This window comes from Microbacterium sp. CCNWLW41 (assembly GCF_037083505.1).
The window spans coordinates 44,365-68,363 of sequence record NZ_JBAOJP010000016.1 but is presented as its reverse complement, the minus strand read 5'-3'; the positions used below and the strand labels follow the sequence as shown (position 1 = coordinate 68,363).

The following is a 23,999-nucleotide window of genomic DNA, read 5'->3' as shown; positions in this document are numbered from 1 at the left end:
GAACCCGAGGAGGAGGAGCCGATGACGACGATCCGACTGCTGTCCGCGACCGGCGAGGTCACGGACGCGCCGCTCGCCGAGGCCGGGGCCTACACCCGCCCGACGCAGCCGCTCGCGAGCCGTGTGGCGTACGCCGCGGCGCACGTGGTGCCGAAGGTCCACGCCGACAACACCCCCGGCCGGCCCGCCGACATCGACTGGGACGCCACGCTGGCGTTCCGTCGCAACGTCTACTCCTGGGGCCTGGGCGTCGCCGACGCGATGGACACCGCCCAGCGCAACATGGGCCTGGACGCCGCCGCGACCCGGGAGCTCATCGCCCGAAGCGCCGAGGTCGCGCGGGAGGAGGGGGGATCCGTCGTCGTCGGCGTGAACACCGACCACGTCGAGGATCCGCACATCTCGCTCGACCGGGTGATCGACGCCTACGTGGCGCAGCTCCACTTCGCCGAGGAGCAGGGCGCAGGACCCGTGCTCATGGCGTCTCGGCACCTCGCGCGCGCCGCCGAGAGCGCCGAGGACTACGTCCGCGTGTACGACGCGGTGCTGTCCCGCGCGACGACGCCGGTCGTGCTGCACTGGCTGGGCACCGCGTTCGACCCGGAGCTCGCAGGGTACTTCGGTGCGGCGGACTGGCAGACCGCGTCGCGGACGCTGCTCGAGATCATCGGCGGCCACGCGGGCGCCGTCTCGGGCGTCAAGATGAGCCTGCTCGACGCCGAATCGGAGGTCTCGGTGCGCGAGCGCCTGCCCGAGGGCGTCCGCATGTTCACCGGCGACGACTTCAACTACGTCTCTCTCATCGGCGGCGATGCGGTGGAGGAGGGGCGCGCGGCGCGGGAGGCCGATCGTGCCGCGGGGGCGGACGGCGTGTCGTCTCGGTCCGCTCGCGCGACAACCGGAGGCGGACACTCGGACGCGCTGCTCGGGGCGTTCGCCGCGATCACCCCCGTCGCCTCGGCCGCCATCCAGGCGCTCGACGCGGGCGACCCCGCGCGCTACCGGGAGATCCTCGGGCCGACCGAGGCGCTCAGCCGGCAGATCTTCGCCGCGCCGACCTTCTACTACAAGACGGGCGTCGCGTTCCTCTCCTGGCTGAACGGGCACCAGCCCGCGTTCCAGATGGTCGGAGGCCTGCACTCCGCCCGCAGCCTCCCGCACCTCAGCCGGATCGTCGCGCTCGCCAACGACGCGCTCGCGCTGGAGGATCCGGGGCTCGCCCGCGAGCGCTGGCACGGGATGCTGCGGCTCAACGGCATCGAGGCGGGGGCGGACGCATGACCGGGGCCGACCCGCGCCTGTCGATCAACCAGGCGACGATCAAGGCCGCCGACCTCGCCACCGCGCTGCGGGTCACGGCGGAGGCCGGGGTGACGGGGATCGGCCTGTGGCGCGAGCCGGTGAACGAGGTCGGTCTCGACACCGCCGGCCGGATGCTCGCGGACTCCGGTCTGCGCTTCACGACGCACTGCCGAGGCGGGTTCTTCACGCTGCCGGACGGTCCCGAACGGATCGCCGCCCTCGACGACAACCGGCGGGCGATCGAGGAGACCGCAGCGCTCGCGGCCGCCGGCGCCGAGGGGTCCACGGCGGTGCTCGTCCTCGTGGCGGGCGGCCTGCCGGAGGGCTCGAGGGATCTGGCCGGGGCGAGGGAACGGGTGCGCGACGCGATCGGCGTGCTCGCGCCGGAGGCGCGCGCCGCCGGGGTGACGCTCGCGATCGAGCCGCTGCACCCGATGTTCGGATCCGACCGGTGCGTGGTGTCCACGCTCGGCCAGGCGCTCGACCTCGCCGCCGACTTCGACGCCGAGGTGGTCGGCGTCGCCGTCGACACGTTCCACATCTGGTGGGATCCGCAGGTGCTCGATCAGATCGCGCGGGCCGGGCGCGAAGGGCGCATCGCGACCTATCAGGTGTGCGACTGGAGGACGCCGCTCCCGGCCGACGTGCTGCTCTCCCGGCACTACCCGGGGGACGGGATCATCGACTTCGCGACGCTCACCCGCGCCGTGGTCGAGACCGGATACGACCGCGGCATCGAGGTCGAGATCTTCAACGCCGACATCTGGGCGACCGAGCCCGCCGAGGTCGTCCGGCGCACCGCGGAGGCCTTCGCGGGCGTCGTGTCCCCCCACCTCCCGTGAGCGCGGTCGCGGATCCGGGGCACTCCCGTGCTGGGCGCGGCTCTGGGAGGGTGGAGGGATGAGGATCCGTCCGGGGCTGTGCTCGGTGACCTTCCGTGACCGGGAGCCCGCCCGGATCGCCGCGCTCGCGGCGGAGGCGGGGCTCGCGGTCGTCGAATGGGGCGGGGACGTGCACGTCCCGCCCGGCGACACCGCGCGGGCCGGCGAGGTGGCGCGGGTCACCCGGGACGCCGGGCTCGCGGTGAGCTCGTACGGCTCGTACTTCCGGGCGACCGCGGGGGAGCGGATCGACGCCGTGCTGGACGCGGCGGAGGCCCTCGGCGCCGACCGGGTCCGCGTCTGGGCGGGACGCCGCGGGTCTGCTGACGCCACGGCGGACGACCGCGCCGAGGTGACGGCCGCGCTCGTCCGCGCGGCGGAGGCCGCCGGGGAGCGTGGCATCCGGCTCGCGCTGGAGTACCACGGGGGGACGCTGGCGGACACCCCGTCGGCGACGAGTCGGCTCCTCGCCGACGTCGGACACCCGGCGCTCGGCGCCTACTGGCAGCCGACGGTGGGCGCCGACGACGGCACGGCGCTCGCCGAGTACGCCGCGCTCGCCGGGCAGGTCGACGCCGTGCACGTGTTCTCCTGGTGGCCGCGGACCGAACGGCATCCGCTGGCGGCGCGCGAGGGCCTGTGGCGTCCGTTCTTCGCCGAGGCCGCGTCCGCGGCACACCCGCCCCGCGATGCCCTGCTCGAGTTCGTCCCGGAGGACGACCCCGCCGCCCTCGCCGGGGAGGCGGCGATCCTGCGCTCCTGGATCGCAGACGCCTCCCGGGGAACGCAGGACACGCCCGGGTAGGCTCTGGCGCATGGATGCGGAAAGCCCTTCCTCGGCCCGCGGCGGCGCGGTGGACGACCCCTCGCGGCAGCACCGCTCCGACCCGTCGCGCGCGGCGGGACGGACGGGCGCGGCGACCCTGCACGACGTCGCCCGGGCGGCGGGGGTCTCGCTGGCGACCGCCTCGCGCGTGCTGAACGGGTCCGCGCGGAAGGTCGCCGAGTCGTTCCGCGAACGAGTCGAGCGTGCCGCGGAGGAGCTCGGCTACACCCCCAACGTGTCGGCGCAGGCGACGGCGCGCGGACACGCGCCGGTGATCGCGCTCCTGGTCGCCGACATCGCCGACCCCTACTTCGGGCTCATCGCCTCCGGGGTCGCCCGGGGAGCGGACGAGCGGGGCCTGGTCGTGACGGTCTCGATCACCGAGCGCGACCCGGACCGCGAACGGCGGATCATCCGGGCTCTGCGCGGACAGCGCCCGCAGGGGCTCATCCTCGCCTCCTCCCGCTCCGAGGACGACGACGCGGCCGGGGAGGAGCTGGCGGACTTCGCGGCCCTGGGCGGGCGCATCGTCGCCTTCGGCGCGGCCCGCGAGGGGATCCGCACCGTCGAGATCGACAACGAGGGCGGCGCGGCCCAGCTCGGCGCGCGCATGGCGGAGCTCGGGTACCGGCGCGCGCTCGCCATCGGCGCGGCCGAGGGCGTGCGCACCTCGGACGACCGCCTCGGCGGATTCCGGCGGGCGTTCGAGGAGGCCGGCGGCCGGGTGGAGCGCGTGTACCGCGGCGACTTCCGGCGGGAGTCGGGCGCGGAGTCCATGGCGCGGGCGCTCGCGGACGGCGTGGACCCGGGAACGCTCGTGTTCGGGATGAGCGACGTCATCGCCATCGGCGCGATGTCCGCGATCCGGGACGCCGGCCGCGCCGTCGGCGAGGACATCGCGGTGTGCGGGTTCGACGACGTGCCGTCCAGTCGTGACGTGACACCGGCGCTGTCGACCGTGCGGGTGCCGTTGAGCGAGGCCGGATACCAGGCGTTCCGCGCGATCGCCGACGACGACTGGGTCCAGGACCCGCTGCCGGTCGAGGTCGTCGTGCGCGCGAGCACACCGGGTCGGCCGCTCGGATGATCCGCCCGGACGCCCGCGTGCGCCGGCCGGTCCCGTCCGCACGCGGCGGCCGTGCGGCGGGCGACCCTGCGGCGGGCGACGGTGCGGCGAGGGAGGGGCGCGGGGCGGTGGAGGGTGCCGGTGGGCGCCGGATCGGAGGAGCGCGGTGACGAGAGTGGTGCTGGCCCCCGACAGCTTCAAGGGATCGCTCGATGCGGCCTCCGTCGCCGAGGCGCTGGCCGCGGGGTGGGCCTCGGTCGATCCGACGGCGGAGTTCGTCCATCGGCCCATGGCCGACGGCGGAGAGGGGACCGTCGCCGCCTTCGCGACCGCCATCGACGGCGCGACCGCGATGCCGGTGACGGTGGACGGTCCCGCCGGGGTGCCGGTGCGCACGCGGTGGCTGCTGCTGCCGCCGAGCCCGGATGCCCCGGGCGGCACCGGGGTCGTGGATCTCGCGTCCACCTCCGGCATCGAGCTGCTGGACGATCTGCGCCCCCTCGATGCGGACACCACCGGGTTCGGCCAGGCGATCGCCGCTGCGCTCGATCACGGCGTCTCCCGCCTCGTCCTCGGGATCGGCTCCAGCGCGTCGACGGACGGGGGCACGGGCCTCCTCCGGGCGCTGGGCGCCCGCTTCCTCACCGCCGAGGGGGCGGAGGCGCCGGCGGGAGCGCGAGGGCTCGGGCTCATCGCGCGGATCGATCTGTCCGGACTCCGCCCGGCCCCGGAGGTCCGCGTGCTCACCGACGTCACCCATCCGCTCACGGGCACTCGCGGGGCCGCGGCGGTGTTCGGGCCGCAGAAGGGACTGACGGACCCCGAGGAGATCCGGCGGGCGGACCGCGGTCTGTCGTCCCTCGCCTCCCTCCTGGCGCTGGATCCGCGGACCGCGGGCGCCGGGGCGGCGGGCGGCACCGGGGGCGCGCTTCTCGCCTGGGGCGGGACTCTCGTGCCGGGCGCGGAGGAGGTCGCCCGCCTCGTCGGGCTCGCCGACGCCGTGGCCGGGGCGGACGTGGTCGTGACCGGCGAGGGCTCCTACGACGGGCAGTCCGGTGACGGCAAGGTGCCCTCCTTCGTCGCGGCGCTCGCCGCGGAGGCCGGCACGCGGGCTCTCGTCGTGGCGGGGCGGATCACGGACGACGCGGACCTGTCGCCGTTCGCGGCCGCGGAGTCGCTGACCGGGATCGCCGGCTCGACAGAGGCGGCGCTCGCCGATCCGATCACGCACCTGCGCGCCGCCGCCGCGCGCCTCGCCTCCCCCTAACTCCCTTCTCTCCCCCCTCCCCTCCCCCTCCTTCCGGTTTGGGGCGGGTTCCGGTGCCGTGGGGCCCGATCCGGTGCCGTTCGGGCCGGAAATGCGCCCCGAATCGTGGTGGGCGGCGGCGGATGCGTCCACGGAGACGCCGAGCATTGACAGCCCCGGACGGGCGACATATGCTCGATTCCACTCGATGGGAATGCGCTTTCCCATCGCATCCACCACAGACGAAGTTGTCGAGGAGACCCATGTCGTCCACCACGAACGCGACGATGGCACTGGCTCTGCCGGCGGCCGGCCGCGAGCCGAACGCCTTCCTCCGTTGGTGGTCCCGGAACTGGCACCCCGTGGTGTTCGTCGCGGTCGTCCTCGTCCTCTGGTGGGTCGCGACCGCGCTGAAGTGGGTGCCGCCGTTCATCATCCCGTCGCCCGCCGACACGTGGGCCGCGTTCTCGAACAACGCCGCCTACCTCGCGCAGCACACCTGGGTGACCACCTACGAGACGCTCGTCGGATTCGTGATCGCGGTGGTCGTGGGCCTGTTCGTCGCCGTCGTCATGGTCTACTCCAAGGGACTGGAGCAGACGCTCTACCCGGTGATCCTCTTCGCCCAGGTGATCCCCAAGATCGCGATCGCGCCGCTGTTCATCGTGTGGCTCGGTTTCGGGACGTCCCCGAAGATCCTGGTCGCGGTGCTGATGGCCTTCTTCCCGGTCGTCATTTCCGGGCTCGCGGGGCTGCGCGCGGTCGACCCCGAGATCCTGCAGCTCACCTCCACGATGGGCGCAGGACGCGCCAAGACCTTCCTGAAGGTGCGCCTGCCCGCCGCGCTTCCCGAGCTCCTGTCCGGGCTGAAGGTCGCCGCCACCCTCGCGGTGACCGGCGCGGTGGTCGGCGAGTTCGTCGGCGCGAACGAGGGACTCGGCTACGTGATCCTCCAGGCCAACGGCAACGTCGACACGGCGATGCTCTTCGCCGCCCTCATCATCATGTCGATCCTCGGCGTCCTGCTCTTCGCGATCATCCAGATCGCCGAGCGGTTCCTCATCCCCTGGCACGCGTCCAAGCGCGACGTCTCCGCGAACACCGTCCGTCTCTGATCCGCACCCGAACAACAGGAGTCCTGATGAAGAAGTCAGCATCCGTCCTCGGCGCCGTCGCGCTGCTGTCCGCCTCCGTCCTCGCCCTCGCCGGCTGCGGCGGAGCCTCGGCCCCGGCGGACGCGCCCACGGAGGGCGGATCGGACGGCGCCGCCGAGACCACGGACGTGACGCTCATGCTCAACTGGTACCCCTACGGCGAGCACGCGCCGTTCTACTACGGGGTCGAGAAGGGGATCTTCGCCGAGCACGGCATCGACCTCACGATCAAGGCAGGCCAGGGCTCCACCAAGACGGCACAGGCCGTCGGACAGAAGCAGGTCGACTTCGGGTGGGCCGACACCCCCGCGGTCCTCGCCAACATCGACAAGGGCGTGGGGATCACCAGCGTCGGCGTCTTCCTGCAGACGACGCCTTCCGCTGTGCAGGTCTTCACCGAGTCCGGGATCGAGAAGCCGGAGGATCTCAAGGGCAAGACCATCGCGGTCTCGGCCGGAGACGCCCCGACGACGACGTTCCCGATGTATCTGGAGGCCGTGGGGCTCTCCGAGTCCGACGTGACGCAGCAGAACCTCGACCCGGCGGGCAAGATCGCCGCGGTGCTCACCGGCCAGGTGGACGGACTCATCGGCTTCGCGCACGACCAGGGGCCCACCATCGCCGGGAAGTCCGGCAAGGAGATGACGTACCTGCGCTACTCGGACGCGGCGCTGAACTTCTACAGCAACGGCCTGATCGCGCCGAACGAGACCATCGAGAAGAACCCCGAACTGGTCAAGGAGCTCGTCGCCGCCACCTCCGAGGCGTTCGCGGCCGCGGCCGAGGACCCCGAGGGCGCCGTCGCCGCCATGGCGGGCAAGGATCCGCAGATGCCCGCCGAGGATGTCCTGCTCGACCAGTGGCAGGAGACGATCAAGCTTCTCACCACGTCTGCCACCGAGGGCGAGGCTCCCGGCGTGAACGCCGAGGAGGACTGGCAGGCCACGCTCGACGTGCTCGCCAAGGCGGGACTCATCTCCGGCGACGGCACGATCGAGACGTACTACGACGGCTCGTTCGCGCCCGGGAAGTGACGAGGACCCGATGCCGACCATGCAGGACTCGGGGCTCGCGGCGGTCGGACGCCGCGGTCTGCCGGAGCAGGATCAGGAGAGCACGCCCATGACGAACGCGCCCACGGGGACCGCGCTGGAGATCAGCGACCTGGCCATCACGTTCGCCTCCAAGCGGGGCCGGGTGACGGCGCTGGAGGACGTGGACCTGACGGTGCAGGCGGGGGAGTTCCTCACGATCGCCGGTCCGTCCGGCTGCGGGAAGTCGACGCTGCTGAAGGCCGTCGCAGGTCTCACCCGGCCGAGCGGCGGCAGCATCCTGCTCCGGGGCGAGGCGGTGACCGGTCCGCGTCAGGACATCGGCTTCGTGTTCCAGCGGGCGGCGCTGCTGGAATGGCGCAGCGTCCGGGGCAACATCCTGCTCCAGGCCGAGATGCGCGGGATGGACATGCGCAAGGCCCAGGAGCGCGCGGACGAGCTCATCGAGATGACCGGGCTGACCGGCTTCGAGAAGGCGCTGCCGCACGAGCTGTCCGGCGGGATGCAGCAGCGCGTGTCGCTGTGCCGGGCGCTGCTGCACGAGCCCGGTGTGCTGCTCATGGACGAGCCGTTCGGGGCCCTGGACGCGCTCACCCGGGAGCGGATGAACGTCGAGCTCAACCGGATCTGGGCGGCGACCGGCACCACGGTGCTGCTCGTCACCCACTCCGTCCCCGAGGCGGTCTACCTGGCCAGCCGGGTGATCGTGATGAGCCCGCGTCCCGGGCGGATCCTCGAGGAGCACCGCGTCGCCCTTCCGCCGCAGCGGGGGTACGCCGAGGTGCTGGAGACGCCCGAGTTCCACCGTGTTTCCAGCCGGGTGCGCGAGCTCCTGGGTTCCCCCGGCGGCGACTGAGCCCGACTCTCTCGCCTCTCCCGCGGGTTTGGGGCGCACCCCGGGGCTTCGGGGTCCGATCCGGGGCCGTCCGGCCCGAAAACGCGCCCCGAACCGCGGCGTGCGTCAGGATCAGGCGCCGAGGACGCCGGCGACGACGGCGCGGGCCTCGGCCTGGACCTGCGCCAGGTGCTCCGGACCCCGCAGCGACTCGGCGTACAGCTTGTACACGTCCTCCGTGCCGGACGGCCGTGCCGCGAACCACGCGTGCTCGGTCTGCACCTTGAGGCCTCCGACCGCCGCACCGTTCCCGGGGGCGTGGGTGAGGCGCGCGACGATCGGCTCGCCCGCGAGCTCCGTCGCGGTGACGGCCTCCGGCGAGAGCCCTCCGAGCGCGGCCTTCTGATCCGGCGTCGCGGGGGCGTCCACGCGCTGATAGGCGGAGGCGCCGAACTCGGCCTCCAGCTCCGCGTACCGCTGCGAGGGGGTCTTCCCCGTGACGGCGATGATCTCCGCCGCGAGAAGGCACAGCAGGATCCCGTCCTTGTCGGTCGACCAGGGCGTCCCGTCCATGCGCAGGAACGAGGCCCCCGCGGACTCCTCCCCGCCGAACGCGACGGAGCCGTCGAGCAGACCGGGGACGAACCACTTGAACCCGACCGGCACCTCCAGCAGGGGCCGGTCGAGCGCGGCGGCGACCTTGTCGATGATCATCGACGACACCAGGGTCTTGCCGATCGCGGCGTCGGCCCGCCAGCCCGGCCGGTGCGCGAACAGGTAGTCGATCGCCACAGCGAGGTAGTGGTTCGGGTTCATCAGGCCCGCATCCGGGGTGACGATCCCGTGCCGGTCGGCGTCCGCGTCGTTGCCGGTGAGCACGTCGTAGTCGCCCTTCTTGGCGACGAGGGAGGCCATGGCGGACGGCGAGGACGGGTCCATCCGGATCTTCTCGTCCCAGTCGAGCGTCATGAAGCGCCAGGTCGGGTCCACCTCCGGGTTCACGACCGTCAGCTCCAGGCCGAACAGCTCGCCGATCAGCGCCCAGTAGTCGACGGACGCGCCGCCGAGGGGATCGGCGCCGATCCGGACTCCGGCGCGCTTGATCGCATCCACGTCGATGATCGAGGGCAGGTCGCGCACGTAGGCGTCGCGGAAGTCGTACGTGCCGATCGTCGACGGGTCGATGTCCGCGAAGCGCACGCGCTGCACGCCGTCGAGGCCGGCGGCGATGAGGGCGTTGGCGCGCTCGGCGATCCAGCCGGTCGCGTCCGTGTCGGCCGGGCCGCCGTGGGGCGGGTTGTACTTGAAGCCGCCGTCGCGCGGCGGGTTGTGGGACGGGGTCACGACGATGCCGTCCGCGCGGCCCGCCTCGTCCGTCGCGAGTCCGCGGTTGTGGGCGAGGATCGCGTGGCTGAGCGCGGGGGTGGGGACCCAGGAGTCGCGGGAGTCCACCCGCACGTCCACGCCGTTCGCGACGAGCACCTCGATCGCACTGCGCTCCGCGGGCCGGGACAGGGCGTGGGTGTCCCGGCCGAGGAACAGCGGGCCCTGGATGCCCTGCGCGCGGCGGTAGTCGACGATGGCCTGCGTCGTGGCGAGGATGTGGCGCTCGTTGAAGCTGTTCGACAGGGACGACCCGCGGTGTCCGCTCGTCCCGAAGACGACGCGCTCGCCGGGGACCTCAGGATCGGGGACGCGGTCGTAGTAGGCGGCGATCAGCTCGTCGACGTCGATGAGGTCACTTTCCTCCGCGGGGAGGCCGGCTCGGCTCGTCATGGGACCAGTCTGCCGCGTGCTTGCTTTGACTGCACCCCGAAGCGCACGCGCACGTCATCTCCCGAGTGGTCACTTTCTGTGGGTTCGCGGCCGCGGAACCCACAGAAACTGACCACTCGGCGTGTGCGGGGCGGGGCTAGGCTGAACGCCGTGACCGAAGCCGAGACCGCACGCCGTACATACAGCTACCTGGGGCCGGCCGGCACGTTCACCGAGGCGGCGCTCGAGCAGGTCCCCGAGGCCCGCGGCCACGAATGGCGCCCGGTGCACAACGTGGGCGAGGCCCTCGCCGACGTGCTGGAAGGACGCAGCGACGCGGCCATGATCGCGATCGAGAACTCCGTCGAGGGCGGGGTGACCACCACGCTGGACGCGCTCGCGACCCTCCCGGGGCTCCGGATCGTGGGCGAATACCTGGTCAAGGTCGACTTCGTCCTCGTCGCCCCGCCCGGGACCCGGATGGAGGACGTGCGGGTGATCGCCGCTCACCCGGTCGCGTACGCGCAGTGCCACGGCTGGCTGGGCGCGCACCTTCCCGCCCACTCGCACGTCCCTGCGGCGAGCAACGTCGCGTCCGCCCTCGGGATCCTGGACGGCACGCTCCCCGCCGATGCCGCCATCGCCGCGCCGGGGATCGTGCGGCACCATGACCTGGAGCTGCTGGCGGACGGGATCGGCGACAACGAGAACGCCGTGACGCGGTTCGTGCTCGTCACGCGCACCACGGCTCCCGCCCCTCCCACCGGTGCGGACAAGACCTCCCTCATCGTCGAGCTCCCCGAGGACCACCCGGGCGCGCTGCTGGAGCTGCTGGAGCAGTTCTCCACACGCGGCATCAACCTGTCGCTGCTGCAGTCCCGACCCATCGGCGACGAGCTCGGCCGCTACCGCTTCGTCCTGGACGCGGACGGGCACATCCATGACGAGCGGATGGCGGACGCCGTCCTCGGCATCCGCCGGTTCAGTCCGCGCGTGGTCTACCTCGGCTCGTACCCGCGCGCCGACCGCCGGATCGTGCAGTACCCGGAGAGGTATGCGGACGAGGTCTTCGTCGAGGCCCGCGACTGGCTGCGCAGCCTCGTCTCCGGTGAGCCCGAGCAGTAGAGTCCGGTCGGAATCGGGAGGGGATCCATGGTCTCGAGCGCGCTGATGATCGGCATCGTCGTGGTGGCGGCGGTCGCGGTCGTCGCGATCGTCGTCCTCATGGCGGCGCGGCGCCGGGCCCGGCGGAACGCGCAGCCGGGGATCGGCGCGGTCCTGCCTTCCGGGGCCGTCCTGAATCCGACGTCCTCGCCGTCCGGCACCGGGACTCCCACCCGCCACGGGAACCCGGTCGCGCCCGGCCCGGTCCCGCCCGGCCTCGCGCCGATCCCGCCCGCCCCGGCGGGGCTGCTGCCGCCGTTCCCGACACCCGGTGCCCCGGGCGGACCCGTGGATGCGGCCGCCGGAGACGTGGAGCTCCCGCGCGAGGTGGTGGAGCTCGTGGCCGCCGGTCGCCGGGACGACGCCGTCGCCGCGTTGCGGGCCTCGACCGGCCGCGACCGTGACTGGGCCGAACGGGTGGTGGACGGGCTCGCGAAGGCGGATGCCGCCGGCTTCCTGAGCGGTGGTTCGGCCGCCGCCGCGACGGACGGGCCTGCCGCGTTCACGAGCTCCTCGTCCACGACGATCAGCTGGTCCGCGTCGCACAGCGGCGGTGCCTCCCTTGATGGCTCCGTCTCGTCCTCCCGATCCGTGTCTCCACAGGTCGTCGACGAGCTTCTCGGGCTGGTCCGCCGAGGACGCGAGGAGGAAGCCGTGGCGCGTCTGCGCGCCGAGGTCGGAATGGACGACGCCGGTGCGCGTCAGGTGATCGACACCCTCCGTCGGATCGGCGACCTCGGGGGCCTCGGGCCCGCCGGCGGCTTCGGCCGCTGACCGGCGGTTCCGGGCGGGTCAGCCGGCGAGCAACTCCAGGGTCTGAACGCGGCCGCGGGTCTCGTCGAGGGGCTCCTCCGCGAAGGATCCGGCAACCGGGGAGAGCATGATCTCGTCGACGCCGTGCTGCTCGGCGAACGCCGCCAGCTCGTCGCGCACGGAGGCGGCGTCCCCGACGAACCAGTTCGCCTTGGCGGCGGCGTGGATCTGCTCCTCCTGCGGGTCCGGTGCCGCAGCGAGGGCGGTACGGGCCTCCTCGACGGTCTCCAGCGGGACGAGCGGGCGGTTCAGCCGGAGCCGGGCCATCATCCGCAGCTGCGGCAGGGCGCGCGCCTCCGCCTCTTCAGCCGTGGGGGCTGCGACGACGTTGGCGGTGAGGAACGTGCGCGGCTCCGGGTGCGCCTCGCTCGGACGGTACGCCGACCGGTAGAGGGATAGGGCGCGGTCGAGGCCCGTGCCGGAGAAGTGGTTGGCGAAGACGTAGGGCAGGCCGAGGGACGCGGCCAGCTGCGCCGAGTAGTCGCTGGATCCCAGGAGCCAGATCTCCGGGGCTCCCTCGGCGGCGGGCGTGGAATGGACCTGATATTCGCCGCCGCTGGTGAACTGGACCGTGGCGCCGGCCGCCTGCAGCATGAGCGCGATGTCCTGCACGTGCGAGGGGAAGCGCTCCACGTCGCCGGCCGTGCCGGAGGCGCGAAGGAGTTGCGTGATGACCGGGTCGCTGCCCGGTGCCCGCCCGATCCCGAGATCGATGCGTCCCGGTGCCAGGGCCTCGAGGGCGGCGAACTGCTCGGCCACGATGAGCGGGGCGTGGTTGGGGAGCATCACCCCGCCGGAGCCGACGCGGATGCGCCGGGTGCGCGTCGCCGCCGCCGCGATCAGCACCGGTGGCGTCGTGGAGGCGACGGCCGGCATGTTGTGGTGCTCGGCGAACCAGTAGCGGCGGTAGCCGAGCTCGTCGGCGCGCTGGGCGAGGGCGAGCGACGACGTCATCGCCTGCGCACTGGTCTGGCCGGTGCGCACGGGGACGAGATCGAGGACGGACAGGGCGGGGGACGCGGTACTCATCCTCAGGGGCAACCGGTGCACGCGCGGACGCATTCCCGTCGGTCGGAGCCGTGGGCCGTCGGGAGCCGCGGGCGGGCGCACCGTTACCCTTGCCGCATGGATGCCGAGATCTTCTACGTCCTCGTCGGTTCCGTGCTCGTCGCGGCCATCGCACGATGGCGCGGCTGGCCGGCGCCTCTGCTGGTCACGACGGTCGCGCTCGCCGTCGCGTTCATCCCCGCGGTGCCGAATCTCTCCATCGACGGGCACATCCTGCTGAACCTCGTGCTGCCGCCGCTGCTGTACTCGGCGGCGCTGGACGTATCGTTCGTGAGCTTCCGCCGCAGCATGCCCCAGATCCGGCGGCTCGGAGTGGGGCTCGTCGTCGTCACCGCGGCGGCCGTCGGGCTGGTGGCCTGGCTGCTGATGCCGTCCCTGACGCTCCCCGGCGCGCTCCTGCTCGGGGCGATCGTGGCTCCGCCGGATGCCGTCTCGGCGGCCGCGATCGGCCGCAAGCTGGGGCTGCCGCGACGCATCATGACCGTGCTGTCGGGGGAGAGCCTCATCAACGACGCCACCTCGCTCACCCTGTACCGCGTGTTCGCCGCGATCGTCGCAGGCGCGACGCTGACCGTGTGGGACGGCGTGTGGCAGTTCGTCGTCGCCGTGGTCGTCGGCGTCGGGATCGGCGTCCTCGCCGGATCCGGCCTGCACGTGCTGCGGATGCGGATCTCGGATCCGGTCGTCAACGGCACCTTCGGCCTGCTCGCGCCGTTCGGGATCTACGCCATCACGGAGCACCTGGGCGGATCCGGCGTCCTCGGCGTGGTGGCGATGGGGCTGGTCGTGGGGTTCAACGCGCCTCGCACGAGCTACGCGACGCGGCAGCAGGAGACGCCGATCTGGCTCTCGGCCGACTTCCTCCTGGAGTCGTTCGTCTTCGCGTACATCGGCCTCCAGCTGCCGCGGGTGATCAGCGAGCTCGACGAGGGCGACGTCGGGTCGGTCCTCGCGCTGTCGGGGGTCGTGCTCCTCGTCGTGCTCCTGGTCCGACCGGCCTTCGTCTTCCCCGCCTCGGCGTGGGGCCAGATGTGGCAGGGGTTCCGGATGCGGAGGTGGGAGCGCCAGGTCGCTCAGGGGCGGATGCAGCAGTGGGAGCAGCGCGCGGAGGAGGCGCATCGCCGTTCGGGGCGTCGCGGCCGGCCGATGACGGCCGAGCAGCTGCGCCGGCGGATGGTCGAGCCGCAGCTGTCGGCCCGCGACAACGTCGTGGTGTCGTGGGCGGGGATGCGCGGGGTCGTGACGTTGGCGACGGCGCTCGCCGCCGCCGATCTCGCCGGTCTGGACGAGGCCGCCGCGCACGCGATCGTCGTGGTCGCCTTCGTCGTGACCGTGGGAACGCTCCTGCTGCAGGGGCTGACGCTGCCGCCGCTCATCCGATGGATGCGGATCGCGGACGACGACGAGGCCGCCGAGGACGCACGGCAGATCGACCAGGTGCTCAGCCGCACGCGCGAGGCGGGTGCGGACTACCTCGCGCGACAGCGGACGCTCTGGGAGGAGAAGTACGGACCCGAGTCGACGGAGCGCTTCGATCAGTTCGCGCGCCGGATGATCCGGATCGGCAAGGACACCGAGAGGGCGCAGGCCGAGGAGCGCGTCCCGATGCCGTCGAAGGCGGACCTCATGTCCCTGTCCAAGGGGTGGATCGAGGTACGCCGCGATGTGCTGCTCCAGGAGCGGGACGCCGGGGAGCTGAACGAGGAGGTCATGCGGGAGCTGATCGTCGCGATGGACGCCGAGGAGCTCGCCCTGGACACCCGCGCGGACGCCCGTCGCGACCGCTGAGGACCCGCGCCGGGGCCCGTCACCCCGGCGCGCTCGTCACCGGGACGCGCTCCGGCGACCGGCGTCCTGGCGTCCCCACGCAGAGGATCCTGCCGCCCCGGGGAACCGGTGACGGCAGGATCCTCTGCGATGCGCGTCAGCGCGCGGCGACGGCGTCCGAATCGGCGGCGTCGTCCCGCGAGCCCGCGGCCGCCGCGTCCGCCTCGGTGTCGGCGGGCGTCTCGTCGGCGTCGTCCTCCTCGGCGAAGGGCAGGCCGCGACGCGGGGCGTTGTACAGCTCCTCGTCGAGGATGCCCTCGCGCTTGGCGACGATCGCCGGCACGAGCGCCTGGCCGGCGACGTTCACCGCGGTGCGTCCCATGTCGAGGATCGGGTCGATCGCCAGCAGCAGGCCCACTCCCTCGAGCGGCAGGCCCAGGGTGGAGAGGGTGAGCGTGAGCATGACCACGGCGCCGGTGGTGCCGGCGGTGGCGGCGGATCCGACGACGGACACGATGACGATCAGCAGGTACTGCACGAGGTTCAGCTCGATGCCGAAGAACTGCGCGACGAAGATCGCGGCGATGGCCGGGTAGATCGCGGCGCAGCCGTCCATCTTGGTGGTCGCGCCGAGCGGCACCGCGAAGGAGGCGTACGCGCGGGGCACGCCGAGGTTGCGCTCGGTGACGCGCTCGGTGAGAGGCAGCGTGCCGATCGACGAGCGGCTGACGAAGGCGAGCTGCACCGCCGGCCAGACGCCGGAGAAGTACTGCTTGATCGACAGGCCGTGGGTCTTCACCAGGATCGGGTAGACGACGAAGAGGACGAGCGCGAGCCCGATGTAGATCGCGCCGGCGAACCAGGCGAGGGACGTGAGCTTGCCCCAGCCGTACTGGATCACGGCGGATCCGATGAGCCCGAAGGTGCCGATCGGCGCGAGGCGGATGATCCACCACAGCACCCGCTGGATGACCTTCAGCAGCGACTCGGTGAACGCGAGGAACGGCTCGGCCTTCTTGCCCGCCTTCAGCGCCGCGATGCCGACGACCACGGCCACGACGATGATCTGGAGGATGTTGAAGTTGACCGAGGAGGCGAGCACTCCGTCGTTCTCGGAGGTGCTCACGGACAGGCCGAGGAAGTTCTGCGGGATGAGCCCGAGCAGGAAGTTCCACCAGGTGCCGACGGTGTAGGGCTCGCCGGTCTCGAGGCCCTCGCCCGCGCGGTTGCCCGGCTGCAGCACGAGGCCGAGCCCGATGCCGATCACCACGGCGATGAACGCGGTGATCGCGAACCACAGCAGCGTCTGCCCGGCGAGGCGGGCGGCGTTCTGCACGCGGCGGAGGTTGGAGATGCTGGCGACGATCGCGGTGAAGATGAGCGGGACCACGGCGGCGCGCAGGATCGTGACGTAGGAGCTGCCGATCCTGCTGAGCGTGTCGGAGAGCGCCGTGGGGTTCTCCGGCGAGGCGCCGAGCTGGACGCCGAGCAGGCCGACGCCGATGCCGAGGACGAGTGCGGCGACGATCTGGAAGCCGAAGGAGGTCAGCAGCTTGCGGACGGGTCCGCGGGTGTCGGGCGCCTTAGGACGGCGCACGGCGGTGGTGGACATGAGGACTCCGGGGTCGTGTGTGCGGGCGCGGATGCACCGTGTGGGTCAACGGTATGCAGCCGTCGGTATTCCCGCGGTGTTCGTGACGAACCGTGACGCCCCCTCCCCGGTCGTCGAGCGACACGTCGACTCGCTTCGCTCGCTCAGTGCGGGTCCCCGCGGGTCGAAACGTGGTGCCGGGCGTGCGGGGTGGATCAGATCTCTGGGCGGGGAACGGCGACGACGTCGACGAGGCCGTCGAGGCCGTCGAGGCCGGCGAAGTCGTCGGGATTCGTGGTGTAGAGAGGAAGGTCGACGGACGCCGCGACGGCCGCGATCATCAGATCCGCCACGCGGCTGCGCGGCGACCGCCCCGACGCGCGGACGGCGGCGCTGATGCGGCCGAACATGCGAGCGGCATCCGCGTCGAACGGGAGCGGGTCGAACTCGCTCTCGGTGTGCTGGAGGACTGCGACCCGACGGGCGCGCTCGGCGTCGGCCTCAGGGCCGATCCCCTGGACGAGGTGGGGACCGGCCGAAAGCTCCGCGAGGGTGACGGCGCTGATCCCGACCTCCTCAGGAAGGAGCGAGGCATCCACCGCGTGGCGCAGGATGATGATGTTGGTGTCGATGAGGCCGCGCGCATGCGGCTGGAAGCGCTCAGCGGGCATACGGATCGCTCAGTCGTCCGTCGAGGGCAGCATCCTGGTCGGCGCGGAACGCGTCAGGATCGACGACAGGGGCGGTCCGCGCCCCGGCGACGAACTCTGCGCGGGAGAGGAACGCCCGTCGGCGGCGCAGCGGGATGAGTTCCCCGATGCCCCTGCCGTCTCTGGTCACCGTGAACGACTCGCCGTGTTCGACAGCGTCCATGATCTGCTTCGACCTGTTGCGCAGGTCCCGCTGACTGATCTCCGCGCTCATGGCCCCAATGTAGCACCGAGTGCTACGGCGCGCCACGAGCCCGGAGTCCCCGACCGCCTAGCGCGGGACGAGGACGAGCAGGTCGCCGACCTCGCAGTCCAGGGCGTCGCAGATGGCGCGGAGCGTGGAGTAGCGGATCGCGCGCGCCCGGTCGTTCTTGAGCACCGACAGGTTCACGATGCTGACGCCGACCCGGTCGCTGAGCTGGGTCAGGGTCATCCCCCGCGCGGCGAGCAGTTCGTCGAGGCGGCAGTGAATGCCGGTGTCCTCGTCGTCCTGCGCGGCCGGGGTCATACGAGTCCCTCCGTGTCCTTCTGCAGCCGAACCCCACGGCGGAACGCTCGGCCGAGGAGGCCCACCGCGATCCCCGTCGCGCAGACCGGCGCCCACAACCAGAGCTCGGCGGGGTGCAGCGGCTCGCCCGGACCCGCTCCCAGGGCGCTTGTCACTCCGTTGCGTCCGACCGTGTCCAGGCCCAGGGCGACGAGCGTGCCGACGACGAGCGTCCAGCCGATCAGGTCGAACGCGCGGGCGGTGGCCGGTGCGAACACCCGGCCGCGCAGGAAGCTCCATGCGATCCACATGACCCCGGCCGTAATCGTCAGCGCGGTGAGGGTGCCCACGACGATCGATGCGACGATGGCGGCGGTGGCCATGGCGTCGACGCCCGGGGCGATGACCAGAGCCTGAGTCGCATAGCCGTGCAGATCCGTCGCGCCGGCATCGATGGTGGCCTCGATCGGCTGCTGATCGATGGGGAGCGTCCAAGCGATCCCGTCCGACCGGAACGTGGTGAGGATGCGGGCCGTCGTGAGCCAGGCGATGACGACGACGGCGGCAGCGCCCAGCAGGAGGACGGTGACGGCGTCCGCGCGCTCGGAACGGGACGGCGAGCGCTGTTCGGGGGTCATACGAGTCCCTCCGTGTCCTTCTGCAGTCGGGCGCCGAGCGTGAACGCGGACGCGACGAGCGCGAGCGCGAATCCCCATCCGACGGGGGCGAGGTCGATCTCCGCGAGGAGGGGCCAGAGGACGTCGTGCACGCCCGGATCCACGGAGGCGAGGGCGTCGACGGCGACCGCGCGCCCGAAGGCGCCGGCGGCCTGGCCGAGGATCCCGCCGGCGAGGACCAGGACCGCCGCGATCCCGAGCGTCCAGGACATCGACGTGCGGAACGGCTGCGACCGGATGAGCGAGACGCCGAGCCACCAGGCGACCGCGCAGACTCCCACCGTGGCCAGCGCGGGAAGCGCGCCTTCGAGCAGGAGGAGCCAGCGGGCCCCGGCGGCGAGGTCCGTGAACGTGACGACGGCGGAGGCGTATTGCGACGCGGCGATGCCGGGAGCATCCGCGAGCGCTGCGACGGATTCGGCGTCGTGCACGGGCATCGGCACCGAGACCCGTGCACTGAACAGGTCCGCGGCGCGCACCGCGATCGCCGCGATCGATGCGATCGCGACGCTGACCGCGGCCGTGGCGATCACGCCGAGCGCCACGGCGTCGCCGCGGGAGAGGCGGGCGGGTGCGGTGGTCATGACTCCTCCTTCGGTGCGGGGCGCCAGATCCGGCGCTTATCGATTTTCGTTAACATAACGATTGTCGATAAGGGTGTCAACGGGAGGAGCGCGTTTCGTCTCGCTTCGCTCGCTCAACGACCGGCGGGGGAGGGCGTCTCGCGCCACTCCGCGCGACGACCGGAAGCACCCATGTGACGCCGCGCGGCGCCAGGGGGTATGCCGACGGCGAACACGGGCATACGTCGCCCGCGCGCTGGTTACTCTCGATGTACCGGCACGGAAAGTGCCCACGGCCCGTGCAGACGGGCACGCGAACAAGGAGTGACATGTTCGAGAGATTCACCGACCGAGCCCGTCGTGTGGTCGTCCTCGCCCAGGAAGAGGCGAAGATGCTCAACCACAACTACATCGGCACCGAGCACATCCTGCTCGGGCTCATCCACGAGGGCGAGGGCGCCGCCGCCAAGGCGCTGGAGTCGCTGGGCATCTCCCTCGACGCCGTCCGCGAGCAGGTGCAGGACATCATCGGCCAGGGTCAGCAGCAGCCGACCGGGCACATCCCCTTCACCCCGCGGGCCAAGAAGGTCCTGGAGCTGAGCCTGCGCGAGGCGCTGCAGCTCGGCCACAACTACATCGGCACCGAGCACATCCTCCTCGGCCTCATCCGCGAGGGCGAGGGCGTGGCGGCCCAGGTGCTGGTCAAGCTCGGTGCCGACCTGAACAAGGTGCGCCAGCAGGTCATCCAGATGCTGTCCGGATCGCCCGGGCGCGAGCCTGCGGCCGTCTCCGGCGCCGCGCACGACTCGCAGCAGTCGGCGCAGGGCGGTTCGCAGGTCCTCGACCAGTTCGGTCGCAACCTGACCCAGGCCGCGCGGGACAACAAGCTCGACCCCGTGATCGGGCGCGAGAAGGAGATCGAGCGGGTCATGCAGATCCTGTCCCGCCGCTCCAAGAACAACCCCGTCCTGATCGGCGAGCCCGGCGTCGGCAAGACCGCCGTCGTGGAGGGGCTGGCACAGGCGATCGTGAAGGGCGACGTCCCCGAGACGCTGAAGGACAAGCAGCTCTACTCGCTGGACCTCGGCTCGCTCATCGCCGGATCCCGCTACCGCGGCGACTTCGAGGAGCGCCTGAAGAAGGTCACCAAGGAGATCCGTACGCGCGGCGACATCATCGTCTTCATCGACGAGATCCACACCCTCGTGGGGGCGGGCGCCGCCGAGGGCGCGATCGACGCGGCCAGCATCCTGAAGCCGCTGCTCGCTCGCGGGGAGCTCCAGACCATCGGCGCCACCACGCTCGACGAGTACCGCAAGCACTTCGAGAAGGACGCCGCGCTGGAGCGCCGGTTCCAGCCGATCCAGGTGCAGGAGCCGAGCCTCCCGCACGCGATCAACATCCTCAAGGGCCTGCGCGACCGCTACGAGGCGCACCACAAGGTGCAGATCACCGACGGCGCCCTTGTCGCCGCGGCCAACCTCGCCGACCGCTACGTGAGCGACCGCTTCCTGCCCGACAAGGCCATCGACCTGATCGACGAGGCGGGCGCACGCCTGCGGCTGTCGATCCTGTCCTCCCCTCCGGAGCTGCGCGAATTCGACGAGAAGATCGCCAAGGTCCGCGAGGAGAAGGAGGCGGCCAGCGAGGAGCAGGACTTCGAGAAGGCGGCGTCGCTGCGCGACCAGGAGAAGGAGCTGCTCGCCGAGCGGCTGCGCCTGGAGAAGCAGTGGCGTTCCGGTGACGTCGCCACGCAGGCGGTCGTCGACGAGGGCCTGATCGCAGAGGTGCTGGCCCAGGCCACGGGCATCCCGGTGTTCAAGCTCACCGAGGAGGAGTCCAGCCGCCTCGTCTTCATGGAGAAGGCGCTGCACCAGCGCGTCATCGGCCAGGAGGAGGCCATCGCGGCCCTGTCGAAGACGATCCGTCGTCAGCGTGCGGGCCTGAAGGACCCCAAGCGTCCGTCGGGGTCGTTCATCTTCGCCGGTCCCACCGGCGTCGGCAAGACCGAGCTGGCCAAGGCGCTGGCCGAGTTCCTGTTCGACGACGAGGCGGCGCTGATCTCGCTCGACATGAGCGAGTTCGGCGAGAAGCACACGGTCTCGCGCCTGTTCGGCGCGCCTCCCGGATTCGTCGGCTTCGAGGAGGGCGGGCAGCTCACCGAGAAGGTGCGGCGCAAGCCGTTCTCGGTCGTGCTCTTCGACGAGATCGAGAAGGCGCACCCGGACATCTTCAACTCTCTCCTGCAGATCCTCGAGGAGGGTCGTCTCACCGACGGCCAGGGCCGGATCGTGGACTTCAAGAACACCGTGATCATCATGACCACCAACCTCGGTGCGCGTGACATCGCGGGCGGTCCCGTCGGGTTCCAGATCGAGGGAGACAACTCCACCAGCTACGAGCGGATGAAGGGCAAGGTGAACGAGGAGCTGAAGCGCAACTTCAAGCCCGAGTTCCTGAACCGTGTCGACGACATCATCGTGTTCCCGCAGCTGTCGAAGACGGAGCTCATCCAGATCGTGGACCTCTTCACGAAGCGTCTGGGCGAGCGTCTGCTGGACCGCGACATGACGATCGAGCTGTCCCAGGCCGCCAAGGAGCGCCTCATCGAGGTCGGCTTCGACCCGGCGCTCGGGGCCCGGCCGCTGCGCCGCGCGATGCAGCACGAGGTCGAGGACCGGCTCAGCGAGAAGATCCTGCACGGCGAGCTGGACTCCGGCGACCACGTGAAGGTCGACTTCGCGGACGGCGAGTTCCAGTTCGAGCACGGCCCGCGGGGCGAGCGCGTCTCGGTCGGCGTGAACACCGGCGGCGACATCTCGGCCACCCCGGACCTGGCGGTCGCCAGCGGCGAGTGATCCCGGATCGACGACGAAGGGGCGGATGCTTCGGCATCCGCCCCGTCGTCGTCTCCGATCGAGTATCGCGGTGTGAGTTTTGGTGGGTGTGGCGGCGCGGTAACCCCCCACAATGACCACTCGATCGAGGGCGGGGCGATGCGGAGGGGGTCAGTCGTTCCAGGACCAGATGTCGTCTCCGCGCAGGGACACGTCGGCGCCGCCGTCGTCGTAGATCACCTGGCCGGCCATGTGCGTGTTCTCGACGCCGGTCAGCCAGATGAGCAGGTTCGCGATCGACTCCGGCGGCTGGTGGCCGTTCAGGGGCATCGGCACCGCGGCGTCGACCATTGCGCGTCCCTCCGGGGTCTCCAGGAGGCCCGCCGTCATCGGCGTCAACACGGTACCCGGCGCGACCGCGTTGAGCGGGATCCCCGCACCGGCCCACTCCGGGGTGATCGACTGGCGGCGCACCCAGCGCGCCAGCGCGCGCTTCGAGGAGGGGTAGACGAGGTAGCCGACCTCGGGGCCCTGCGCCGTGAGCTCCTCGGCGATCCGGAGCGCTTCGGTCTCGTCGCCGCGGAGCGCGGCCTCGACCATCTCGCCCGAGTGCGGCTGCAGGGACGCCATGGACGAGACCACCGCGACGCGAGGCGCGGGGGAGCCCACGAGCGCAGGACGGAGGTGGTCGAGCAGCTCGGTCACCCCGAAGAAGTTCACCGAGATCGTCGCGGGGATCGGTGCCGAGATCCCGGCGCACGCGATGACGGCGTCGATCGTGCCTCCGGCGAGCTCCGTGGCCCGGGTGGCGGCGTCGCGGCGGCCGTCCGGCGTCGACAGATCCGCCTCGACCTCGGCGCCCCTCAGGTCGATGCCGACCACCCGTTCCCCGCGATCGCGGAGCAGTGCGGCGGTCGTGGCGCCGATCCCCGATGCGGATCCGGTCACGACATAGGTGCGGGTCATGGGTGTCCTCCCTCTCGCGGCGGTGCGGGCCGCTGTTCGCCTCCCGCTGCGGGATCGCGGCGGGTCGGTTCGTCGGTGTCCTTGCGCGCGTGCGTGTCGGAGCCGGCGTCCTCCGGCCTCGGTGTCGGAGAGACGGCCGGGAGCGCATTGCCGGGCACGCCGAGCGCGCGCACGAAACGGGTGAGGTCGGCGGCGAACCTCGCCGCGTCGTCCGCGGGCCACTCCGCGAGGGCGTCGCTCATCATCGCGAGCCCCTGAGCGACCAGTGCGGCGTGGATCCCCCGGCCCTCGTCCGTGAGTCGGACGACACGGGCGCGGGCGTCGTCCGGATCGGCGATCCGCTCGACGAGTCCGGCGCGCTCCAGGCGGTCCACCTGCTTGGTCATCGTCGGTCGGGAGAGCCGCAGCACGGTGGCGAGCTCGCCGGCGCGCCGTGGCCCCTCGATCCCGAGCACGTACAGGGGCGGGATGTCGGCGGGATCGATGCGTACTCCGGCGACCGCGGCGACCTCGGCCTGGGTGCGTGCCGAGCCCCAGTGAACGCTCAGGCGCGTGAGGGCGCTCAGCAGCGCGGTCTCCGATGAGGTCATGGTCGTCACGGTACGCCGAATGGTTGCCTTCGGCAACTACTTGCGCTCCAGATCCGTGGACCCGATCTCCACGCCGGGCGAACGGGCCGGCGATGGCGGAGCGGGGTCGTCCTGCACGGGTGACGCGGCCGCCGGTTCTAGGCTGGATGACGTGAGCTACTCCGTCCGCGCCGCGCGCAGCACCGACATCCTCGGCATCCACGGACTGCTGGAGCCGTTGGTGGAGCGACGCATCCTGCTCGGCAAGGACCTCGCGGTGCTCTATGGGGCGGTCCAGGAGTTCGTCGTCGCGGAGAAGGACGGCGAGCTGATCGGCTGCGGAGCCCTGCACGTCATGTGGGAGGATCTCGGCGAGGTGCGCACGCTGCTCGTGCGCGAGGACTGGCTGCGGCACGGCGTCGGCCGGCGGATCGTGGAGCGGCTGGAGGAGAACGCGCGCGGTCTGGGGCTCACGCGCCTGTTCTGTCTCACCTTCGAGGTGGACTTCTTCACCCGCCGCGGATTCGAGCCCATCGGCGAACAGGTGGTGGACCCCGATGTGTACGCGCAGCTGCTGCGCAGCGGCGACGAGGGGGTCGCGGAGTTCCTCGACCTGGCCCACGTCAAGCCCAACACGCTCGGCAACACGCGGATGCTCAAGCGGCTGTGA

The 23,999-nt window shown here is 71.9% G+C and carries 23 protein-coding genes; 13 read left to right on the top strand and 10 right to left on the bottom strand.

The window, feature by feature from the left end:
- Window positions 1-21 precede the first annotated feature (21 nt).
- The 8 genes from V6R91_RS34895 to V6R91_RS34860 all read left to right on the top strand — a co-directional run bounded on the left by V6R91_RS34895 (window position 22) and on the right by V6R91_RS34860 (window position 8,383).
- Window positions 22-1,281 carry a dihydrodipicolinate synthase family protein gene (locus V6R91_RS34895; protein WP_336399143.1) on the top strand — a complete coding sequence of 420 codons (1,260 nt, stop codon included), beginning with the start codon at window positions 22-24 and terminating at the stop codon, window positions 1,279-1,281.
- The gene (locus V6R91_RS34890) at window positions 1,278-2,144 is read left to right on the top strand and encodes a sugar phosphate isomerase/epimerase family protein (protein ID WP_336399142.1); all 867 of its coding nucleotides are present in this window, start codon (window positions 1,278-1,280) and stop codon (window positions 2,142-2,144) included. Before V6R91_RS34895 ends, V6R91_RS34890 begins: the two co-directional genes overlap by 4 nt.
- Before the next feature lie 58 nt (window positions 2,145-2,202).
- The gene (locus V6R91_RS34885; protein ID WP_336399141.1) at window positions 2,203-2,988 is read left to right on the top strand and encodes a sugar phosphate isomerase/epimerase family protein; all 786 of its coding nucleotides are present in this window, start codon (window positions 2,203-2,205) and stop codon (window positions 2,986-2,988) included.
- A gap of 10 nt (window positions 2,989-2,998) precedes the next feature.
- Entirely contained in the window at window positions 2,999-4,096 is a 1,098-nt protein-coding gene (locus tag V6R91_RS34880) for a LacI family DNA-binding transcriptional regulator (RefSeq protein WP_336399140.1), read from the top strand.
- Window positions 4,097-4,241: 145 nt separating this feature from the next.
- Window positions 4,242-5,342, top strand: coding sequence for a glycerate kinase (locus V6R91_RS34875; protein WP_336399139.1), 1,101 nt, complete (start codon window positions 4,242-4,244; stop codon window positions 5,340-5,342).
- A gap of 242 nt (window positions 5,343-5,584) precedes the next feature.
- Window positions 5,585-6,436: an ABC transporter permease gene (locus tag V6R91_RS34870; protein WP_084344837.1), complete on the top strand. Its 852-nt coding sequence runs from the start codon at window positions 5,585-5,587 to the stop codon at window positions 6,434-6,436.
- A 26-nt stretch (window positions 6,437-6,462) separates the two neighbouring features.
- Window positions 6,463-7,509, top strand: a complete 1,047-nt coding sequence (locus V6R91_RS34865; RefSeq protein WP_336399138.1) for an ABC transporter substrate-binding protein — start codon at window positions 6,463-6,465, stop codon at window positions 7,507-7,509.
- 10 nt (window positions 7,510-7,519) lie between these two features.
- Entirely contained in the window at window positions 7,520-8,383 is an 864-nt protein-coding gene (locus V6R91_RS34860) for an ABC transporter ATP-binding protein (RefSeq protein WP_336399137.1), read from the top strand.
- Between the two features lie 111 nt (window positions 8,384-8,494).
- Here V6R91_RS34860 and pgm read toward each other — a convergent pair whose 3' ends face one another.
- On the bottom strand, window positions 8,495-10,138 hold the full coding sequence (gene pgm, locus V6R91_RS34855) for a phosphoglucomutase (alpha-D-glucose-1,6-bisphosphate-dependent) (protein ID WP_336399136.1): 1,644 nt from the start codon (window positions 10,136-10,138) through the stop codon (window positions 8,495-8,497).
- Between the two features lie 150 nt (window positions 10,139-10,288).
- On the opposite strand from pgm, the gene pheA reads away from it, so the two are divergent.
- Window positions 10,289-11,242 carry a prephenate dehydratase gene (pheA, locus tag V6R91_RS34850; RefSeq protein ID WP_231819889.1) on the top strand — a complete coding sequence of 318 codons (954 nt, stop codon included), beginning with the start codon at window positions 10,289-10,291 and terminating at the stop codon, window positions 11,240-11,242.
- Between the two features lie 27 nt (window positions 11,243-11,269).
- Complete coding sequence (locus V6R91_RS34845) at window positions 11,270-12,055, top strand: hypothetical protein (protein WP_336399135.1); 786 nt, start codon at window positions 11,270-11,272, stop codon at window positions 12,053-12,055.
- Between the two features lie 18 nt (window positions 12,056-12,073).
- Here the strand turns inward: V6R91_RS34845 and V6R91_RS34840 are convergent, their stop codons facing one another.
- Window positions 12,074-13,123 (bottom strand): LLM class flavin-dependent oxidoreductase, encoded by a 1,050-nt coding sequence (locus V6R91_RS34840; RefSeq protein WP_336399134.1) that lies wholly within the window; start codon window positions 13,121-13,123, stop codon window positions 12,074-12,076.
- Window positions 13,124-13,219: 96 nt separating this feature from the next.
- Here V6R91_RS34840 and V6R91_RS34835 point away from each other — a divergent pair, with 96 nt between their 5' ends.
- Entirely contained in the window at window positions 13,220-14,950 is a 1,731-nt protein-coding gene (locus V6R91_RS34835; protein WP_067249574.1) for a cation:proton antiporter, read from the top strand.
- 136 nt (window positions 14,951-15,086) lie between these two features.
- On the opposite strand, the gene V6R91_RS34830 is transcribed toward V6R91_RS34835, so the two are convergent.
- The 6 genes from V6R91_RS34830 to V6R91_RS34805 all read right to left on the bottom strand — a co-directional run bounded on the left by V6R91_RS34830 (window position 15,087) and on the right by V6R91_RS34805 (window position 18,978).
- Entirely contained in the window at window positions 15,087-16,541 is a 1,455-nt protein-coding gene (locus V6R91_RS34830) for a dicarboxylate/amino acid:cation symporter (RefSeq protein ID WP_336399133.1), read from the bottom strand.
- 194 nt (window positions 16,542-16,735) lie between these two features.
- Window positions 16,736-17,191, bottom strand: coding sequence for a type II toxin-antitoxin system VapC family toxin (locus tag V6R91_RS34825; RefSeq protein ID WP_336399132.1), 456 nt, complete (start codon window positions 17,189-17,191; stop codon window positions 16,736-16,738).
- On the bottom strand, window positions 17,181-17,444 hold the full coding sequence (locus V6R91_RS34820; RefSeq protein WP_336399131.1) for a type II toxin-antitoxin system Phd/YefM family antitoxin: 264 nt from the start codon (window positions 17,442-17,444) through the stop codon (window positions 17,181-17,183). The genes V6R91_RS34825 and V6R91_RS34820 overlap by 11 nt, the downstream gene beginning before the upstream one ends.
- Window positions 17,445-17,501: 57 nt before the next feature.
- Entirely contained in the window at window positions 17,502-17,738 is a 237-nt protein-coding gene (locus V6R91_RS34815) for a helix-turn-helix domain-containing protein (RefSeq protein ID WP_336399130.1), read from the bottom strand.
- Window positions 17,735-18,355: a hypothetical protein gene (locus V6R91_RS34810; protein ID WP_336399129.1), complete on the bottom strand. Its 621-nt coding sequence runs from the start codon at window positions 18,353-18,355 to the stop codon at window positions 17,735-17,737. Before V6R91_RS34810 ends, V6R91_RS34815 begins: the two co-directional genes overlap by 4 nt.
- Complete coding sequence (locus V6R91_RS34805; protein ID WP_336399128.1) at window positions 18,352-18,978, bottom strand: hypothetical protein; 627 nt, start codon at window positions 18,976-18,978, stop codon at window positions 18,352-18,354. The genes V6R91_RS34810 and V6R91_RS34805 overlap by 4 nt, the downstream gene beginning before the upstream one ends.
- A 308-nt stretch (window positions 18,979-19,286) precedes the next feature.
- Between V6R91_RS34805 and V6R91_RS34800 the strand changes: the two genes are divergently transcribed.
- Window positions 19,287-21,815, top strand: a complete 2,529-nt coding sequence (locus V6R91_RS34800) for an ATP-dependent Clp protease ATP-binding subunit (protein ID WP_067249982.1) — start codon at window positions 19,287-19,289, stop codon at window positions 21,813-21,815.
- Window positions 21,816-21,965: 150 nt separating this feature from the next.
- Here the strand turns inward: V6R91_RS34800 and V6R91_RS34795 are convergent, their stop codons facing one another.
- Window positions 21,966-22,760: an SDR family oxidoreductase gene (locus tag V6R91_RS34795; protein ID WP_336399127.1), complete on the bottom strand. Its 795-nt coding sequence runs from the start codon at window positions 22,758-22,760 to the stop codon at window positions 21,966-21,968.
- Window positions 22,757-23,350: a MarR family winged helix-turn-helix transcriptional regulator gene (locus V6R91_RS34790; RefSeq protein ID WP_336399126.1), complete on the bottom strand. Its 594-nt coding sequence runs from the start codon at window positions 23,348-23,350 to the stop codon at window positions 22,757-22,759. Before V6R91_RS34790 ends, V6R91_RS34795 begins: the two co-directional genes overlap by 4 nt.
- Before the next feature lie 151 nt (window positions 23,351-23,501).
- Between V6R91_RS34790 and V6R91_RS34785 the strand changes: the two genes are divergently transcribed.
- Window positions 23,502-23,999 carry an amino-acid N-acetyltransferase gene (locus V6R91_RS34785; RefSeq protein WP_336399125.1) on the top strand — a complete coding sequence of 166 codons (498 nt, stop codon included), beginning with the start codon at window positions 23,502-23,504 and terminating at the stop codon, window positions 23,997-23,999.